This window comes from Cnuibacter sp. UC19_7 (assembly GCF_042699995.1).
In the GTDB taxonomy this organism is placed as follows: domain Bacteria; phylum Actinomycetota; class Actinomycetes; order Actinomycetales; family Microbacteriaceae; genus Cnuibacter.
On the sequence record NZ_CP170560.1, the window covers coordinates 1,031,628 to 1,048,839 of the forward strand.

Below are 17,212 nucleotides of genomic sequence, written 5' to 3' on the forward strand. Positions count from 1 at the left end.
CAATGGTGGACGACAGCCCTGAGCCCCTGCGTTCTTCGCTGAACTCAGCCCCGGGTCGCGCGGACGAGGAGGGCACGGACCGCCACCGGGTGCAGGAGCCGCGCCAGCGGGCCGGGCGCGTGGCCGTCGGCCGTGCGGAAGCGCAGGGCGGTGGTGACGCGCAGCAGCCCGGACTCGGCGTCGACCGCGACTGCGAGGCGCGCCTCGACGACGGGGGTGTCGGCCACGACGAGCGCCTCCGAGCCCTGCTCCTCGGCGATGAGGTCGCGTGCGGCCGCGACCCGTCTCCGGGCACGATCGAACGGCGCGATCCCGGGCAGCCGCCTCGCCCAGCGGGGCGGCCGCCGGTCGAACGCGGCGCTGATCCAGTCCTCCGGCGCCAGCGACGCGTGCCGGCCCACGGGCACCACCACGACGTCGATGAAGTCAGGTGTTCCCCACCCGCGCAGGGCGAGGGAACGGAGGGCGGAGAGGGCGCGCTCCTCCGAGCGGCCCAGGTCGATCGCCTCGTCGGTACCGAGCCGGAACATGTCGCGCTCGCCGGTGCGCGAGATGGCTCTCGCGGGGGTGTCGAGGTCATCGACGACACCGCGGACGAAGCCTCGCACGACGGCGACGGGCACGCCCGACGTCTTGCCCTTCACAAGATCGCCCGCGGAGGCCAGTTCGTCGGCGAGCACCGTCTTGGTGACGAGGAGCTCGCGGCCGAACGTGTCGCGACTCCCCTGGAGGTCGTCGAACACGCGCACCCCCGCGGCGCCGATGGCAAGATCGATCTGGCCCTCGCGCCAGGCGCGGCCGAGGGTGTCGGTGATCACGACGCCGATCCGCGCCCCCGACGTCGCCCTGAGCGACTCGGCCAGAGCGCGCGCGGAGGCGTCGGGGTCGGTCGGGAGCAGGAGCACCGTCCCGTCGGGGGTGTTCGATGCATCCACTCCGGCCGCCGCTTGCACGATCCCCTGCCGGTTCTCCACGATCCGGGTGATCCCCCCGGGGTACGGACGCGTGGCGACCACGCGCACGGTCTCGGCGGTGATGGCGTCCTCGCGGTCGGCCGCCGCGACGCGGCGCCCCTCCGCCTTCGACACGATCTTGCTCGTCACGACGAGGATGTCGCCGTCCTGGAGCGCGATGTCACTCGCGGCGAGCGCGGACCCGATGAGCACGGTGAGGTCGGCCGCCTCGTGCACCTCCGGAACACCGTGGACGGGGATGACGCGGATCTCCCCCTGCGGTGTGTCCTGGGCCATCCTCCGAGTCTAGGTGCGAGGTCGCGGTCGGTCGTCGGCATCTCCCGTGCTCGGGCATGCCCGGGCACTCTCGAAGGGACGGATGCGCGGTGCAGGCAGCCTGTCGCCTCCCGCACCGCGCATCCGCGTCTTCACGCGACCCCCGCCGGGCCGCGTCGCTCAGCCGCGGTCGGTGCCGCGCTCGTTCTTCCGACGCAGGAACAGCGCCGAGGCGGCCCCACCGGCGAGCAACAGGGCTCCGACGGCACCCATGGCGCCAGCCCCGGTGATGTCGGCTCCCGTGTTGGCCAGACGCCCGCCGCCTCCAGCGGGTCCGGAGGCGGCGGGCGCGACCGCACCGGACGCGCTGCCCTGAGCACCATCGGAGGGGGTCGGCGTCGGGACCACCGGCGGCGGCACGAGCGCCTGCAACCCGATGGCGTAGCTCTCACTCCGAGTGCCACCCGCGACGGGTGAGCTCACGAGGTCGGTGGCGTTCGAGTCGAAGGCGGCGGACAGCCCGTCGGACGACAGCTGCACGTCGAACGCCGCGGCGTTCCCAGGGGCGGTCGTGCCCACGCCGACGGAGACAGCCATGGAGGCGTTGGTCGAGCGCGTCCACTGGAACACCTGACGGAAGCCGCCCGTCTTCGCGAGATCGGCCGCCTCCGAGACGAAGAGCACGGTCCCGCCGTCCCCCGAGATCGACGTCTCCGTCGAGGTTCCGTTGGAGGCGGCCGCTGGGTCGCCGGGGATATGGCTGACGAGGGTGAGACTGCCGTCGGCGTCGCTGACGTATGCCTGAGCCCGCCCGACCGTCACCGCGGGCGACTGCAGATCGGTGGCGAAGGTGGCGAACGAGACCGCACCACCGTTGCTCACGTCGGGGTCGAACGAGTCCTTGTCTCCCCCGAGACCCGCGGACTGCGACACCATGACCGACGGACCGCGCAGTTCCTGAACGTAGATCTGCTTCGCACCACGACTCGAGGCGTTCGGATCGAGCTCGGTCGAGGTCGACTCGAACGCGACCCAGCGCCCGTTCGGCGACAGGACGGGCCGATCGGACCTGCCCCTGACCCCTCGACTCTGCGTCACGTCCTCGCTGATCGTCATCGTGTAGCCGGAATCGGCGATGCGCACGTAGACCTGCTCGGAGTTCAGTGTCATCTTGCCCTCCAGCGAGGACGCGGTGCTGAACGCCACGAGCTTTCCGTCATCGGAGATGTCGATCCCATCGCCGACGGCACGATCCGCGGCGTTGACGGCGATCGTGCTGTCGGCGCTCATCAACGAGATCGCCCCGGTGCTCGAGTCCCACCGGTACACCTGCTGCACGCCGTTCGTCTTGAGCGTGGCGCTGACGAGGTCGGTCGCCATCGAGGTGAACGCGACGAACTTGCCGTCGGCCGACACGGCGGGGTGGTCGGAGAACGCCTGACCACCGGCCTTCTTGTCGTCGTACCTGTGCGAGATGAGCGTGACCGCCCCGGACTGCAGGTCCCGGAGGTAGACCTGCTTGCTGCCGTTCGCGCCCGGCAGCAGCGTGCTGTCCGACACGAAGGCGACGAACCGTCCTTCGGCCGAGATCGACGGATGCTCCCCGCCGACGAAAGCTGAACCCGGGTCGTCGACACTCACCGGCACGATCTTCCCCGCCGGCAGCACGGCCGCCGATGCAGGGAGGGCGCCCGCGAGTACGACACCGGCGGCGAGTGCAACCACACCGAGGCCACGCAGGGAGCGTGACCGCATCGAGACATCATGACGTCGGCGAGCTATTCTCAGTTTCTCGAGCATGCCGAGAACGGTAGCGGATCACGGCAGGATGAGCAAACCTCAGTCGAGCGCGTGCTTGAGGAACTCCGCGACGGCGGTGGAGACGTACGGCGAGACGTCGCCGCCCAGGGTGGAGACCTGTCGCACCAACGAGCTCGACACGTGCGCGTGGGCGGGATCGGGCAGCAGGAAGATCGTCTCGACGCCCGCGAGGTTGCGGTTCACGATCGCCATCGGGGTCTCGTACGAGACGTCGATCTGCGAGCGGATGCCCTTCACGATCGCGGTGGCGCCCACATCCGTGCAGTAGTCAACGAGCAGGCCCATGCTCCACGAGGTGATGACGAAGTTCGGCGGGATGGCACCGAGCCGCTCGACGAGGGACTTCTCGATCAGCTCGATGCGGTGGGCGATCGGGATGAGCGCGTGCTTGTCGGGGTTGTGGACGACGACGACGTGGATCTCGTCGAACATGCGCGCTGCGCGCTCGATGACGTCGAGATGGCCGAGGGTGATGGGGTCGAACGACCCGGGGACGACGGCAACGCTGCTCATGTATACAGGCTATCAACCGCGCATTTCCGTCACGTAACACGCGCCACACAAGCATCATGCGCAGCCCACCGGACGCGCCGAGATCGCCCCGAGCATCCGCGGCGAACGCCGGGCACGCCGACGCATCACGTCTTCGCGAGGAACTCCCGCTCCGACTCCGCCAGCCGCCGCTCCAGCGCCGCCGCGAGCGCCGGATGCGCCGCCAGCGTCGGATCGGCGTCGATGATCGGCCCCGCCGCCGCCCGTGCGTCGGAGATCACGTCCGCATCCTTCACCACCCTCAGCAGCCGCAGCGACGACCGCGCACCGGACTGCGTGCTCCCCAGCACGTCGCCCTCCCGCCGCAGCTCGACGTCGCTCTCGGCGAGCTCGAACCCATCGAGCGTCCGCGCCACGGCCTCGACGCGCTCGCGCGCCGTCGTGCCCTGCTCGGCGGCCGTGACGAGGAGGCACAGCCCCGGCACCCCGCCTCGACCCACACGACCGCGCAGCTGGTGCAGCTGGCTGACCCCGAAGCGATCGGCGTCGAGGATCACCATCACGGACGCGTTGGGCACGTCGACACCCACCTCGATCACCGTGGTGGCGACGAGGATGTCGATGTCGCCGGCGGCGAACGCACGCATCACCGCATCCTTCTCGTCGCCGGGCATGCGACCGTGCAGCACCTCGATGCGGGCGGAGGCGAGCACGGGCAGCTTCCGCAGCTGCTCCACCGTCTCGAGCACCGTAGCCCGTGCGGGTCGCGCGGCCTCGTCGGGCTCCACGTCGACGGCGGCATCCTCCTCGGCCGAGCCGCTCGCGTCGATGGCAGGGCACACCACGAACGCCTGACGCCCGAGCTCGAGCTCCTCGTGCACCCGCTCCCAGATGCGAGTGCCCCAGGCGGGCTTCTCGACGATGGGCACGGCGACGCTCTGGATGCCCTGCCGGCCGGCCGGCAGCTCGGAGATGACGCTGACGTCGAGATCGCCGAACACCGTCATCGCGACCGTGCGAGGGATGGGCGTGGCCGTCATCACGAGCACGTGCGGCGGCGTGGCGCCCTTGCGGCGCAGGGTGTCGCGCTGCTCGACGCCGAAGCGGTGCTGCTCGTCGACCACCACGAACCCGAGGTCGTAGAACTGCACGCTCTCGGAGAGCAGCGCGTGCGTGCCGACCACGATGCGCGCCTGGCCGGTCACGATGCGCAGCAGCGCCTTCTTGCGCTCGGCGGTCGACATCTGCCCGGTGAGCAGCGTGGGCATGAGCTGCGCCGACAGGTCGGGCCCGAGCACCTTCGCGATGGAGCGGAGGTGCTGCGTGGCGAGCACCTCGGTGGGCGCCAGCAGGGCGGACTGGCCGCCGCTGTCGGCGACGGCGAGCATGGCACGCACGGCGACGAGCGTCTTGCCCGAGCCGACCTCGCCCTGCAGCAGACGCATCATGGCTGCGTCGGTCGCCATGTCGCGCTCGATGTCGGCGCCGACCGCCTTCTGGTCGCCCGTCAGCTCGAAGGGCAGCGCCGCGTCGAAGCGCTCGAGCAGCCCGCCCGGCTTCGGCACGCGCGGTGTGGCCGGCTCGCTGTGCGCGGCCGCCCTCTGCGCCAGCAGCGCCGTCTGCAGCACGAACGCCTCCTGGAAGCGGAGGGCGTCGCGGGCACGGCGCCACTCGGAGTCCTTCTCGGGCCGGTGGATGAGCTCGAACGCCTCGGTGAGCGACAGCAGCCCGTGCTTGGTGCGCACCTCGGCGGGCACCGGGTCGGGGATCTCGCCGATGCCATCGAGGATCACCTCCACGGCCTTCTGGATCTGCCACGACGCCACGGTGCTGGTGGCGGGATAGATCGGGATGGGCGACTCCGCCCACTCCTTCAGATCCTTCCCGCCACCCGCCAGCTGCAGGTCGTCGAGCAGGTGGTAGTCGGGATGCGCGAGCTGCACCTTGCCGCGGTACTCCGTCACCTTGCCCGCGAAGATGCCGCGCGTACCCGGACGCAGCTGATCGGCGCGCCATTTCTGGTTGAACCAGGTGAGCGTGAGGAAGCCCTCGCCGTCGGTGATCGACACCTCGAGGATGGACCCCCGCCGCTGCCTCATGGGGCGCTCGCGCACCTCGCGCACCTCAGCGATGATCGTCACGTCCTCGCCCAGCGGCAGCTTCGCGAGCGCGGTCAGCTCCCCCCGCCGGGCGTAGCGCCGCGGGTAGTGCGTGAGGAGGTCGGCCACGGTGATCATGCCGAACGCGCGCTTCAGGGCGGATGCGGTGCGATCGCCGACCACGCCGGGCAGCTTCGCGTCGAGCGAGTACCCGATGCGAGGCGGAGACGTGACGTGCTCCGTGACCGGTCGGAGGGGCATGCCAGAAGTCTAGGCGCGACCCGCGACGCCGCATCCGAACACGGGACGGCCTGTGGACAGCGGGCCATCCCGCACTGCCTGTGTCATAGGGTCGCAGGGTGACACGCATCATCGCCGGGTTCGCGGGCTCGCTCTCGCTCGCCGTGCCGAAGTCCGGAACGCGACCCACCAGCGACCGCGTGCGCGAGGCGATCTTCTCCGCGCTCGAGTCGCGCGGCGGCCTCGACGGCGACCGGGTGCTCGACCTCTACGCCGGATCCGGCGCCCTCGGCCTCGAGTCGGCCAGCCGCGGCGCCTCCCATGTCGTGCTCGTGGAGCGCAACCAGGCCGCGGCACGCGTCGCCAAGGCGAACGCGGCCATCGTCACCCGCGCTGCCCCCTCGGGACTCGCGCCGACGATCGAGGTGTCGACCTCGACCGTCGCGGGCTACCTCGCGGCGTCGCGGGGCGAGTTCGACGTGGTGTTCCTCGATCCGCCCTACGATGTCGGCGAGACCGAGCTCGGCGAGGCGCTCACCGCCCTCGTGCCCCGGTTGGCGGCGGATGCGGTGGTGCTGGTCGAGCGCAGCTCCCGCTCCCCGGAACCCGAGTGGCCCGAGGGGCTCGTGCCCACCCGCGACCGCTCGTACGGCGAGACTACCCTCTGGTGGGCTGCCCGCGCCTGAGCGCAGCGACTGCGGGCGGCGGCGGCAAGGGGCGGCGGCGAGCGGCGGCTGTGAGCGGCGGGCCTCAGCCCGCGCGTCCGTCCCAGTCCGCGTACGGATCCCAGCCGCCCAGCGACGAATAGGGCACGTCGCCCACGAGCACGTCCGGCTCCCCCGCCGCCACGACCCCGAGCGGCCGGAACCCCGCCGGCAGCGGCACCGACGCGGGGAACGTCGCGAGCAGCGCATGGTCCTCGCCGCCCGACAGCACGAACGCCACCGCCCGCTCCCCCACGATCGGGTCGAGCGTCCGGAGCGCCGCCGCCTCCCGATCGATCGCGTCCGGGTCGAACCGCACCGTGCATCCGCTCGCCCTGGCGAGACGTCGGGCGTCGAGCGCCAGCCCGTCCGAGACGTCGAGCATCGCGGTCGCCCCGCCCTCTCGTGCCGGCACCCCGAGCGGGACGGGCACGCGGGGCGCGAGCTGAGCCTCGAGCAGGGCGCCATGGTGGCGGCGGAGGGCCCGGCCTCGCCGCGCATCCGGGATCGAGTCGCCCTCCGCATCCGCGTCGTGCACGCCGTCGCGGAAGAGCAGCCAGATGCCCGCGCCGGCGAGACCCAACTCGCCCGCGACCGCGACCACGTCGCCCGGACGAGCGCCCGCGCGCGTCACCGGCTCCCCTCCGTCGAGCGAGCCGAACGCCGTCACCGCGATCGTGAGCGCGGAGGACGTCGACAGGTCGCCGCCCACCACCCCGCATCCCGGCGCCGCGGCGACACACGCCTCGCGGAGGCCGTCGGCGATCCCGAGCAGCACCGAGACCGGGGTGTCGAGCGGGGCCGCGATCGCGACGACGAGCCCGGTCGGACGAGCGCCCATCGCCGCGACGTCGGCGAGGTTCGTCATCGCCGCCTTCCAGCCGATGTCGTGCGGGGTCGACCACGCCATCCGGAAGTCGGGCCCCTGCACCATGGTGTCGGTCGTCACGACGAAGCGGCCGTCCGGCGCCGCGATCACGGCGCAGTCGTCGCCGGGCCCGAGCAGCTCGGCCGAGGAGTGCGGCAGGCGCGGGAATATCCGGCGCAGCACCTCGGTCTCGCCGACCTCGGCGAGCGTAGCCGCGTCGTTCTCCGCCGACGGCGGGACGCCGCGCGCGTCGTCCTCAGCTGGCCATCGGGCGTCGTCCTCAGCTGACTGCGGGACGCCGCGCACGTCGTCCTCAGCTGACCATCGGGCGTCGTCCTCAGCTGACCATCGGGCGTCGTCCTCAGCTGACCATCGGTCTGGGCACATGCCTCAACGGTAGCCTTGACGACGATGTCCGCACGCCCTCTCCGCCGCGTCTCCGCCCTCGTCGGCGGAGCCCTGCTCGCCGTCGTCGCCCTGGCCGGATGCACACCCGCCGTCTCGCTCGAGGCCGCGGCCGACGCGACCGACCCGGGCTGCGCCGAGGTGATCGTGCGGCTGCCCGACACCGTCGCCGACCAGCCCAAGCGCGAGACGGATGCGCAGGCGACCGGCGCCTGGGGCTCACCCGCATCCGTGCTGCTCCGCTGCGGCGTCGCCGACACGGGTCCCACCACGCTCCCCTGCGTCGACGTCAACGGCATCGACTGGGTGCGCGACGACTCGGATGCGCCGAACTACCGGTTCACGACGTTCGGACGCACCCCCACCACCGAGGTGATCGTGAACGGCGACGCGGTGTCCGGCACGACGGCGCTCGTCGACCTGACCAACGCGGTGCAGGTCGTGCCGCAGACGTCGAAGTGCACCGACGTCTCCGACTCCTTCGCCGGCTGACGCCGCCCACCCCTCCCTGCCGCACCCTGTTTCGCCACATCTTTGGCGTTTCGCCACGCGCATGCATATGGCGAAACGCCAAAAATGTGGCGAAACCAGCCTGGGCTACTCGAGGGCGAGGGCCAGGAGCTCGTCGATGAGCGCCGGGTAGGAGACGCCGCTCGCGATCCAGCACTTGGGGAACATCGAGATGGGGGTGAAGCCCGGCATCGTGTTGATCTCGTTGATCACGAACTCGCCCGTGGGCGTGAGGAAGAAGTCGACCCGCGCCAGGCCGGACCCGTCGATCGCGGTGAACGCGCGTGCCGCGAGCTCCTGCATGCGCGCGAGCTCGTGGTCGGTGAGCGACGCGGGGCACACGAGGTCGACCCCGGGAGCGTCGAGGTACTTCGCCTCGAAGTCGTAGAACTCGCGCCCCGTCATCACGATCTCGCCCGCCACCGACACGCGCGGCGCGGCGCCGCCGCGACCGGAGAGCACGCCGCACTCCACCTCGCGGCCCACGATGGCGCTCTCGATGAGGATGCGGCTGTCCTCGTGCAGCGCGATGTCGATCGCGGCGGGCAGCTCGTCCCAGGCCGAGACCTTGGTGACCCCGACCGACGAGCCCGCGCGGGCGGGCTTCACGAACACGGGTAGCCCGAGCTCCTCCGCTGAGGCGGACACCGACGAGGCCGACGCGGCCCACTGCTGCGCCGTCACCGTCCGCCAGGGCGCGACCGAGATCCCGGCCTTCTCGAGCACGGTCTTGGTGAAGTGCTTGTCCATCCCGAGCGCCGAGGCGAGCACACCGGACCCCACGTAGGGCAGCCCGAGCAGCTCGAAGAGGCCCTGGATCGTGCCGTCCTCCCCGTAGGGGCCGTGCAGGATCGGGAACACCACGTCGACGACGCCGAGCGACCGGGGAGCCGCACCCGCCGCATCCGTCACCGTCAGCTCCCGCGAGGTGGCGCTGTCGGGCCACTGGATGCGCGTGCCGTTGTCGACGACCTCGGGCAGGCGCGTGGCGTCGAGCGCGAACCGCGCCGGGTCGTCCTGCTCGAGAACGAAGGCGCCGTCGCGGGTGATGCCCACCGGGATCACCTCGTAGCGCGACCTATCGATCGCCTCCAGCACTCCGCCCGCCGTGGCGCAGCTGATCGAGTGTTCGCTCGATCGCCCGCCGAAGACGAGAGCGACCCTGAGTCTGTCGGGCATCCGTGATCCTTTCACCCACAGGCTCGGAGTCGTCCGTCGTCAGGTGGGGTGCAATGTCCTTGGGATCGAGCGTACCGGCCAGCACCTGCTCGACCTGACGGCAGATGGGCATGTCCACGTTCTTCTCGGCGGCCAGCGCCAGCACCGGCGCGAGCGACGCGAGACCCTCCGCCGTCTGGTGCATCTGCGCCACGACGTCGGCGTAACCGTAGCCCTGGCCGAGCAGCCGGCCGGCGGTGTTGTTGCGCGAGAGCGGCGATCCGCAGGTGGCGATGAGGTCGCCGAGACCGGCCAGCCCCGACAGGGTCTCCGGATGCGCACCATAAGCGACCGCGAAGTCGGTCATCTCGACCAGTCCCCGCGTGATGATCGACGCCTTCGTGTTCTCGCCGTAGCCGACGCCGTCGACGATGCCGATCGCCACGGCGACGAGGTTCTTCAGCACCCCGCCGAACTCGGTGCCGATGACATCGGTGTTCACGAAGCTGCGGAAGTAGCGGTTGCGCGACACCATCGCCACGGCCTCCGCCGTCTCGAGCGAGGTCGACGAGACCACGGCCGCCGTCGGCTGCTCCTTCGCGATCTCGAGGGCGAGGTTGGGGCCGGAGGCGACCGCGACACGGTCGGGCTCGAGGCCGAGCCCGGTCTCGAGGACCTCGCTCATCCGCAGCCCGGTGCTCTTCTCGACGCCCTTCATCAGGCTGACGACGGGCACCGCGGGAGGCAGCAGCGGGCGCATGGCCTCGAGGTTGCCTCGCAGCGACTGGCTGGGGATCGACACGAACACCTGCTCCGCGTCGGCCAGGGCCGCGCCGAGGTCGCTGGTCGCGGTGACGAGCGGGGGGAGGTTGACCCCGGGGAGGTAGTCGCTGTTGCGGTGCGCCTCGCGGATCTCGTGGGCCACCTCGGGTCGGCGCGCCCACAGGGTCACCTCGGCGCCGCCGTCGGCGAGCACCTTCGCGAACGTGGTGCCCCAGCTCCCCGCGCCCACGACGGTGACGCGGCGGCGCACGGGGGCTGCGTGGAGGACGCGCGGACTCACGCCGTGCGCCCGTCGCCCATCCGACCGAACTCGCTCTGACCGTGCGCCGACGGGTTCCAGCGCTCAACCGGAGCGGTCTCCCCGCGGAGCTGTTCGACGAGGGCCGTGATCGCCGCCATGATGCGGGTGGTCGCCTCGTTCAGCGTCGTGGAGTCGAGCGGACGGCCGCGCAGGTCGTCGAGATCGACGGGCGGGCCGAACACGACGTCGATCCGCTTCCGCGGGAAACCGCGCAGCCGCTTCGAGTACCGCGGCAGCAGCTTCTGCGTGCCCCAGTGCGCGGCGGGGATGAGCGGCACGCCCTGCTCGAGCGCCAACCGGGCCGCACCGGTCTTGCCGCGCATCGGCCACAGGTCGGGATCGCGGGTGAGCGTGCCCTCCGGGTAGACGATCACCGCGGCGTCCTCCTCGGTGAGCCGCGTCGCCGCCGCGAGCGGCGCGGAGCCACGGGTGGCGCCGGCACGCTCGACGGGGATCTGGCCGCTCTTCTCCAGAGCGAACCGCACCACCGGGATCTTCCACAGCGACGCCTTCGCGAGGAACCGCGGCGCCCGCCCACTGCGCCACAGCGCCCAGGCCATGATCAGCGGGTCGATGTTGCTGTAGTGGTTCGGGCTCAGCACGAACGCGCCCGTGCGGGGAACGTTCTCCTGCCCGCGGATGTCGAGCTTCGACACCGCCGTCAGGAACGGGACCGCGAACACCGCGATCACACGGAACGCGGCGACACGATCGGTCTTGGGCTTCTTCGCTGCCATCGGGACGAGCGTAGCGGTCCGGATCCCGCTACTCCTGGAAGCGGAACTCCGCCCGGAGCTTCTCGAGCTTGTTCACGATGTCGCCGTAGCCGCGGGCGATCAGCCCGAGGTTCGACACCACCGACTGCCCCTCGGCCGTCAGCGCCGCGATGAGGTGGCTGAACCCGCCGCGGAGGTCGGGCACGACCATCTCGGTGCCGTGCAGCTTCGTCGGGCCGGTGATGACCGCGGCCTGCTCGAGCGCCCGACGGGGCACACGGCGGTTCGGATCGGCCAGGCCCTCCTTGTGGACCTCGATGTTCGCGCCCATCTCGATCAGCGCATCGGTGAAGCCGAAGCGGTTCTCGTAGACGGTCTCGTGCACGATCGACGTGCCGTGAGCCTGGGTGAGGGCGACGATCAGCGGCTGCTGCCAGTCGGTCATGAAGCCGGGGTGCACATCGGTCTCGACCACGACGGGCTTGAGGTCGCCGCCCGGGTGGTAGAAGCGGATGCCGTCCTCCTCGATGTCGAACGCGCCGCCGATCTTGCGGAAGACGTTGAGGAAGGTCATCATCTCGGATTGCTTCGCGCCGGCCGTGAAGATGGAACCGCCGGTGGCGAGCGCCGCCGAGGCCCAGCTCGCGGCCTCGTTGCGGTCGAACAGCGCGCGGTGGTTGTAGCCGCCGAGCGAGTCGACTCCCTCGATGAGGATCGTGCGGTTGGGCTCGACCGAGATGATCGCGCCCATCTTCTGCAGCACCGCGATGAGATCCATGATCTCGGGCTCGATCGCCGCGTTCTTCAGCTCGGTCTCGCCGGGCACGCGCACACCGGTGAGCAGCACCTGCTCGGTGGCGCCGACGCTCGGGTAGGGCAGCTCGATCTTCGCCGCGTGCAGCCCGTTCGGTGCGGTGATGTCGATGCCGCTGGGCAGCTTGTCGACGATCGCGCCGAACGCGCGCAGCGCATCCAGGTGGAAGTCGATCGGACGGTCGCCGATGCGGCAGCCGCCGAGGTCGGGGATGAACGCCCGGCCGAGGCGGTGCAGCAGCGGGCCGCAGAACAGGATCGGGATGCGGCTCGAGCCCGAGAGCGCGTCGATCTCGGCGCTGTCGCCGTGCGACACGTTGGCCGGGTCGAGGACGAGCACGCCGGTGGCGGGATCGCCGGTGATCTGCACCCCGTGCGCCCCGAGGAGGCTCATCACGACGTGGACGTCGCTGATGTCGGGCACGTCGCGGAGGATGCTCTTCTCGTCGCCGAGCAGCGACGCGACCATCGCCTTGGTCACGAGGTTCTTGGCCCCGCGGACGTCGATCGACCCGCGGAGGGGTCGACCGCCTTCGATGACGATGGTGTCGGACTTGAGTCCGACGCGCGCTGCCGCTGCTCGGGCATCCTGGACGAGAGAGTTCACTGCTTCACCTGCACTTGCCTGTTGACGGTCGTGGCGGCCGCCACCAGCGGTGGCGTCCGTTATCTCACGGGTAGGGTCTGAGGTCTCCAACCGTCGCGTCGTCCCTCGAATTCCGTGATCGCCGCCTCATCGCGGAGCGTGAGCCCGATGTCATCCAGACCCTCGAGCAATCTCCACCGAGTGTAATCGTCGATGTCGAATCCGACTGTGAAGTCGCCGACCGTGGCGGTCTTCTCGACGAGGTCGACCGTCATCTCGATGCCGGGCTGGGCATCGATGATCGCCCAGATCCGCTCGATGTCGGGCTCGTCGATGATTCCGGTGACGAGGCCCTGCTTGCCCGAGTTGCCGCGGAAGATGTCGGCGAACCGGGGGCTCAGCACCACCTTGAAGCCGTAGTCGCGGAGCGCCCAGACGGCGTGCTCGCGGCTCGAGCCCGTGCCGAAGTCGGGACCGGCGACGAGGACGCTGCCCGCCCTGAACGGCTCCTGGTTGAGCACGAACTCGGGGTCGTTCCGCCAGGCCGAGAACAGCGCGTCGTCGAAGCCCGTCTTGGTGACGCGCTTCAGGTAGACCGCGGGGATGATCTGGTCGGTGTCGACGTTCGACCGCTTCAGCGGGACGGCGACTCCGGTGTGCTTCTCGAACGCATCCATGATCAGGCTCCCACCAGCTCGGCGCTCTCGCGCGCATCCTCGAGATCGCTGGGGCTCGACAGGGTGCCCCGGATGGCGGTCGCGGCCGCGACCACGGGCGACACCAGGTGCGTGCGACCGCCCTTGCCCTGCCTGCCCTCGAAGTTGCGGTTCGACGTGCTCGCGCACCGCTCCCCCGGGGCCAGCTGGTCAGGGTTCATGCCGAGGCACATCGAGCAGCCGGCGAAGCGCCACTCGGCGCCGAACTCCTCGACGATCTTGTCGATCCCCTCCATCTCGGCCTCGATGCGCACGCGCGCACTGCCCGGGACGACCATCACTCGGACGCCGTCGGCCTTCTTGCGGCCCTTGATGATCTCGGCGAACGCGCGGAGGTCCTCGATGCGGGAGTTGGTGCAGGAGCCCATGAAGACGGCGTCGACGCGGACGTCCTTCAGCGGGGTGCCCGCCTGGAGGTCCATGTACTCGAGCGCCCGCTCGGCGGCGGCGCGCTGGTTGGGGTCGGCGATGTCGGCCGGGTTCGGCACCGTCTCCGACAGGCTCACGCCCTGGCCGGGGTTGGTGCCCCACGTGACGAACGGCTCGAGCGCATCCGCGTCGAGGAAGACCTCGGCGTCGTACACCGCGCCCTCGTCGCTCGGGAGCGTCTTCCAGTACTCGACCGCGGCATCCCAGTCGGCGCCCTGCGGGGCGTGCGGGCGACCCTGCACGTAGTCGAACGTGGTCTGGTCGGGGGCGACCATGCCCGCGCGGGCGCCGGCCTCGATCGACATGTTGCAGATGGTCATGCGCCCCTCCATCGAGAGGCTGCGGATGGCGGAGCCGCGGTACTCGAGGACGTAGCCCTGGCCGCCGCCCGTGCCGATCTTGGCGATGACGGCGAGGATGATGTCCTTCGCCGTGACGCCGGGCTTCAGCGTGCCCTCGACGGTGATCGCCATGGTCTTGAAGGGCTTGAGCGGCAGGGTCTGCGTGGCGAGCACGTGCTCGACCTCGCTGGTGCCGATGCCGAAGGCCATCGCACCGAAGGCGCCGTGGGTGGAGGTGTGCGAGTCGCCGCAGACCACGGTGATGCCCGGCATGGTGAGGCCGAGCTGCGGACCCACCACGTGCACGATGCCCTGCTCGACGTCGCCCAGCGAGTGCAGGCGGATGCCGAACTCCTTCGCGTTGCGGCGGAGGGTCTCGATCTGCGTGCGGCTGGTGTCGTCGGCGATCCGCTGGTCGATGTTCAACGTCGGGGTGTTGTGGTCCTCGGTGGCGATCGTGAGGTCGGGGCGGCGCACCGGACGGCCCTCGGCGCGCAGACCGTCGAACGCCTGCGGGCTCGTCACCTCGTGGACGAGGTGGAGGTCGATGTAGATGAGGTCGGGGGTGTCGTCCTCACCCTTCTTCACCAGGTGGGCGTCCCAGACCTTCTCGGCCAGCGTCTTCGGCTGGTCCGGCGTGCGGGGTCGGCTGTCGTTCATTGACTCATCCTTCTAGCGGGTTCTGCGGATTCGGCCACGCGAACACTCCGCGACGAGGTGGGCCTTCAGAACGAGGACTCGTCGCGGCACTCAAGAAGGAGCCGCCCGAACACCCCTGCACTCTACCACCCTCGCCCCCTCGGGCTCGCGTCCCCTCCTACGGGGGTTTGTCCAGGTTTCCGTCGCCTTCTCGCGATTTCGCGACGGAAACCGGGACAAAGCCCGGGCCCTGCACAGGGCGCGCGGGTGGGCACGGATCCCACGGGATCGGCCGGGACGTCGCGCGGCGGGTGGCGCGTGGCGACACTGGCGCGATGAGACACCACGCGCTCCCGTCCGAGCTCGGCGCTGCCTTCTCCGTGCGTGGGGCGCAGGCGCTCGGTGTCGGCGAGGGGCGCCTGCGAGGGCGGGACCTCGTGCGACCGTTCTCCGGCGTGCGGATGACTTCCCTGCCGCAGTCGCTCCGTGACGCATGCGTCGCCTACGCGACCCGCATGCATCCGGAGCACTTCTTCAGCCACACCACTGCGGCGTACCTCTGGGGCGCCCCGCTTCCCGCGAACGCAACCGCCACCCTCCACGTCAGCGCGATCGTGCCCGTTAAGGGGCCGGGACGAGAGGGTGTCGAGGGTCATCGAATGAGCGATCGCGAGATCGCCCCCGTCATGCTGGGTGGACTCCGCGTGGCGGATGCAGCATCCACCTTCCTGCAGTCCGCCACACTGCTGCGGCTCGACGACCTCGTCGCCGTCGGCGACCACCTGACCCTCGAACCGGCCTTCCCTGAGCCCGGCCGCCCCTTCACGACGATCGAGGAGATCCGAGGGCGTCTCGCCGACAGTCGCTCGCACGGCGCGAACAAGGCGACGAGGGCGATCGCCCTCGTGCGGCAGGGCGCAGAGTCGCGACCCGAGACGCTGGTCCGCCTTGCGGTCCGTCGGTTCGGTCTGCCGGAACCCCTCCTCGGCAGCGTGCTCCGAACGTCCGCGGGAGCCTTCATCGCCCGCCTCGACATGGACTATCCGGACTTCGGCGTGGCGGTCGAGTACGACGGCGACCAACACCGGACGAGCACGTCGCAGTATGAGAAGGACATGGTGCGCCTCGATGCCGTGCGCCGAGCCGGCCGCGAGGTGGTCCGCATCCGCAAGTCGGGCCTCGCGAACGACGCGCTCCCCGCCGCCGTCGCGGTAGCTCGCGCCCTTGCAGCGGCGGGATGCGCCCCTGCGGCGAGGGCTTTGTCCAGGTTTCCGTCGCGAAATCGCTGATTCGCGACGGAAACCTGGACAAAGCCGGGGCACTACGGGCGACGGGGGCCCTACCGGGTGCGGGAGGACGAGGGGGTGGGGGTGCGGGAGCGGCGGGTGTCGGCGCGCATGCGGAGGAGGGAGGCGATCGTGGCGACGGCCATCGCGCCGACGATGACGGCGAGGCTCGTCCAGGTGCCGATGTCGGGGGCCCACTCGATCGGGTGTCCGCCGTTGATGAAGAACACCTCGTTCTCGTGCAGGGCGTGCAGCACGAGCTTCACGCCGATGAAGGCGAGGATGAACGAGATCCCGTACTTGAGATACACGAGCTTCTCGAGCAGACCCCCGAGCAGGAAGTAGAGCTGCCGCAGGCCCATCAGCGCGAACACGTTCGCGGTGAACACGATGAACGGGCTCTGCGTGATGCCGAAGATCGCGGGGATGGAGTCGAGCGCGAAGAGCAGGTCGGTCGAGCCGAGGGCGATGAAGACGATGATCATCGGCGTCCAGACCCGCTTGCCGCCGAGGGTGGTGCGCACCTTCGCCCCGTCGAAGTCGGGTGAGAGGGCGATGCGCTTGCGGAGGAACTTCACGAGGCCGTTCTCGCCGTCGCCCTCGTCCTCGTGCCCGAACGCCTGCCGCCACGCGGTGAACAGCAGGAACGCGCCGAAGATGTAGAAGATCCACGACAGGGTCTCGATGAGCTGCGCGCCGACGACGATGAAGATGCCGCGCAGCACGAGCGCGATGATGATGCCCACCATCAGCGCCTCCTGCTGGTACCTCTTCGGTACCGAGAAGCGCGACATGATGACGATGAAGACGAACAGGTTGTCGATCGACAGGCTGTACTCCGTCAGCCAGCCGGCGAGGAACTGACCGGCGTGCTCGCCATCGGCGAAGATCAGCATGAGCCCGGCGAACACCAGCGCGAGCACGACGTAGAAGACGACCCAGAGGGTGGCCTCCTTCACGCTCGGCACGTGGGGGCGCTTGTACGCCAGGAAGAGGTCGGCGGCCAGGATCAGCACGAGCGCGATGAGCGATGCGATCTCGAAGCCGAGCGGGAGCTGGAGCACGGAGGCCTTTCG

The 17,212-nt window shown here is 70.5% G+C and carries 15 protein-coding genes; 3 read left to right on the forward strand and 12 right to left on the reverse strand.

Annotated features, from left to right (window positions below):
* Positions 1-44: 44 nt before the first annotated feature.
* From cofE to ACFJGV_RS04845, 4 genes are all read right to left on the reverse strand, one after another.
* Positions 45-1,250: a coenzyme F420-0:L-glutamate ligase gene (gene cofE, locus ACFJGV_RS04830; RefSeq protein ID WP_378147248.1), complete on the reverse strand. Its 1,206-nt coding sequence runs from the start codon at positions 1,248-1,250 to the stop codon at positions 45-47.
* A gap of 159 nt (positions 1,251-1,409) precedes the next feature.
* Complete coding sequence (locus ACFJGV_RS04835) at positions 1,410-2,984, reverse strand: hypothetical protein (RefSeq protein WP_378147249.1); 1,575 nt, start codon at positions 2,982-2,984, stop codon at positions 1,410-1,412.
* Between the two features lie 84 nt (positions 2,985-3,068).
* Positions 3,069-3,563, reverse strand: coding sequence for a pantetheine-phosphate adenylyltransferase (coaD, locus tag ACFJGV_RS04840; protein ID WP_378147250.1), 495 nt, complete (start codon positions 3,561-3,563; stop codon positions 3,069-3,071).
* 125 nt (positions 3,564-3,688) lie between these two features.
* Entirely contained in the window at positions 3,689-5,902 is a 2,214-nt protein-coding gene (locus tag ACFJGV_RS04845; RefSeq protein ID WP_378147252.1) for an ATP-dependent DNA helicase RecG, read from the reverse strand.
* 98 nt (positions 5,903-6,000) lie between these two features.
* Between ACFJGV_RS04845 and rsmD the strand changes: the two genes are divergently transcribed.
* Positions 6,001-6,567, forward strand: coding sequence for a 16S rRNA (guanine(966)-N(2))-methyltransferase RsmD (gene rsmD / locus ACFJGV_RS04850; protein ID WP_378147253.1), 567 nt, complete (start codon positions 6,001-6,003; stop codon positions 6,565-6,567).
* 64 nt (positions 6,568-6,631) lie between these two features.
* On the opposite strand, the gene ACFJGV_RS04855 is transcribed toward rsmD, so the two are convergent.
* Entirely contained in the window at positions 6,632-7,840 is a 1,209-nt protein-coding gene (locus ACFJGV_RS04855; RefSeq protein ID WP_378147255.1) for a thiamine-phosphate kinase, read from the reverse strand.
* A 24-nt stretch (positions 7,841-7,864) separates the two neighbouring features.
* Between ACFJGV_RS04855 and ACFJGV_RS04860 the strand changes: the two genes are divergently transcribed.
* A complete protein-coding gene (locus tag ACFJGV_RS04860; protein WP_378147257.1) occupies positions 7,865-8,350 on the forward strand; it encodes a DUF3515 family protein in 486 nt (161 codons plus the stop codon).
* Positions 8,351-8,455: 105 nt separating this feature from the next.
* On the opposite strand, the gene ACFJGV_RS04865 is transcribed toward ACFJGV_RS04860, so the two are convergent.
* From ACFJGV_RS04865 to leuC, 6 genes are read right to left on the reverse strand one after another with little or no spacing between them, the layout of a single operon-like run.
* Positions 8,456-9,547 carry a D-alanine--D-alanine ligase family protein gene (locus ACFJGV_RS04865; RefSeq protein WP_378147259.1) on the reverse strand — a complete coding sequence of 364 codons (1,092 nt, stop codon included), beginning with the start codon at positions 9,545-9,547 and terminating at the stop codon, positions 8,456-8,458.
* Positions 9,447-10,589 (reverse strand): NAD(P)H-dependent glycerol-3-phosphate dehydrogenase, encoded by a 1,143-nt coding sequence (locus ACFJGV_RS04870; RefSeq protein ID WP_378147261.1) that lies wholly within the window; start codon positions 10,587-10,589, stop codon positions 9,447-9,449. The genes ACFJGV_RS04865 and ACFJGV_RS04870 overlap by 101 nt, the downstream gene beginning before the upstream one ends.
* A complete protein-coding gene (locus tag ACFJGV_RS04875) occupies positions 10,586-11,347 on the reverse strand; it encodes a lysophospholipid acyltransferase family protein (protein ID WP_378147263.1) in 762 nt (253 codons plus the stop codon). The genes ACFJGV_RS04870 and ACFJGV_RS04875 overlap by 4 nt, the downstream gene beginning before the upstream one ends.
* 28 nt (positions 11,348-11,375) lie before the next feature.
* On the reverse strand, positions 11,376-12,746 hold the full coding sequence (gene murA, locus ACFJGV_RS04880) for a UDP-N-acetylglucosamine 1-carboxyvinyltransferase (protein WP_378147265.1): 1,371 nt from the start codon (positions 12,744-12,746) through the stop codon (positions 11,376-11,378).
* 59 nt (positions 12,747-12,805) lie between these two features.
* The gene (gene leuD / locus ACFJGV_RS04885; RefSeq protein WP_378147267.1) at positions 12,806-13,402 is read right to left on the reverse strand and encodes a 3-isopropylmalate dehydratase small subunit; all 597 of its coding nucleotides are present in this window, start codon (positions 13,400-13,402) and stop codon (positions 12,806-12,808) included.
* A 2-nt stretch (positions 13,403-13,404) separates the two neighbouring features.
* A complete protein-coding gene (gene leuC / locus ACFJGV_RS04890; protein ID WP_378147269.1) occupies positions 13,405-14,871 on the reverse strand; it encodes a 3-isopropylmalate dehydratase large subunit in 1,467 nt (488 codons plus the stop codon).
* Positions 14,872-15,185: 314 nt separating this feature from the next.
* Between leuC and ACFJGV_RS04895 the strand changes: the two genes are divergently transcribed.
* The gene (locus ACFJGV_RS04895) at positions 15,186-16,139 is read left to right on the forward strand and encodes a hypothetical protein (RefSeq protein ID WP_378147270.1); all 954 of its coding nucleotides are present in this window, start codon (positions 15,186-15,188) and stop codon (positions 16,137-16,139) included.
* 50 nt (positions 16,140-16,189) lie between these two features.
* Here ACFJGV_RS04895 and ACFJGV_RS04900 read toward each other — a convergent pair whose 3' ends face one another.
* Positions 16,190-17,200, reverse strand: a complete 1,011-nt coding sequence (locus ACFJGV_RS04900) for a TerC family protein (protein WP_378147272.1) — start codon at positions 17,198-17,200, stop codon at positions 16,190-16,192.
* Positions 17,201-17,212: the final 12 nt, after the last annotated feature.

Excerpts from the sequence above, each read along its gene's own strand:
- ACFJGV_RS04835 (WP_378147249.1), bottom strand. The coding sequence starts at position 2,984 with ATGCGGTCACGCTCCCTGCGTGGCCTCGGTGTGGTTGCACTCGCCGCC.
- coaD (WP_378147250.1), bottom strand. The coding sequence starts at position 3,563 with ATGAGCAGCGTTGCCGTCGTCCCCGGGTCGTTCGACCCCATCACCCTC.
- ACFJGV_RS04875 (WP_378147263.1), bottom strand. The coding sequence starts at position 11,347 with ATGGCAGCGAAGAAGCCCAAGACCGATCGTGTCGCCGCGTTCCGTGTG.
- leuD (WP_378147267.1), bottom strand. The coding sequence starts at position 13,402 with ATGGATGCGTTCGAGAAGCACACCGGAGTCGCCGTCCCGCTGAAGCGG.
- ACFJGV_RS04860 (WP_378147257.1), top strand. The coding sequence starts at position 7,865 with ATGTCCGCACGCCCTCTCCGCCGCGTCTCCGCCCTCGTCGGCGGAGCC.
- leuC (WP_378147269.1), bottom strand. The coding sequence starts at position 14,871 with ATGAACGACAGCCGACCCCGCACGCCGGACCAGCCGAAGACGCTGGCC.
- ACFJGV_RS04895 (WP_378147270.1), top strand. The coding sequence starts at position 15,186 with ATGAGACACCACGCGCTCCCGTCCGAGCTCGGCGCTGCCTTCTCCGTG.
- ACFJGV_RS04865 (WP_378147259.1), bottom strand. The coding sequence starts at position 9,547 with ATGCCCGACAGACTCAGGGTCGCTCTCGTCTTCGGCGGGCGATCGAGC.
- ACFJGV_RS04845 (WP_378147252.1), bottom strand. The coding sequence starts at position 5,902 with ATGCCCCTCCGACCGGTCACGGAGCACGTCACGTCTCCGCCTCGCATC.
- ACFJGV_RS04855 (WP_378147255.1), bottom strand. The coding sequence starts at position 7,840 with ATGTGCCCAGACCGATGGTCAGCTGAGGACGACGCCCGATGGTCAGCT.
- cofE (WP_378147248.1), bottom strand. The coding sequence starts at position 1,250 with ATGGCCCAGGACACACCGCAGGGGGAGATCCGCGTCATCCCCGTCCAC.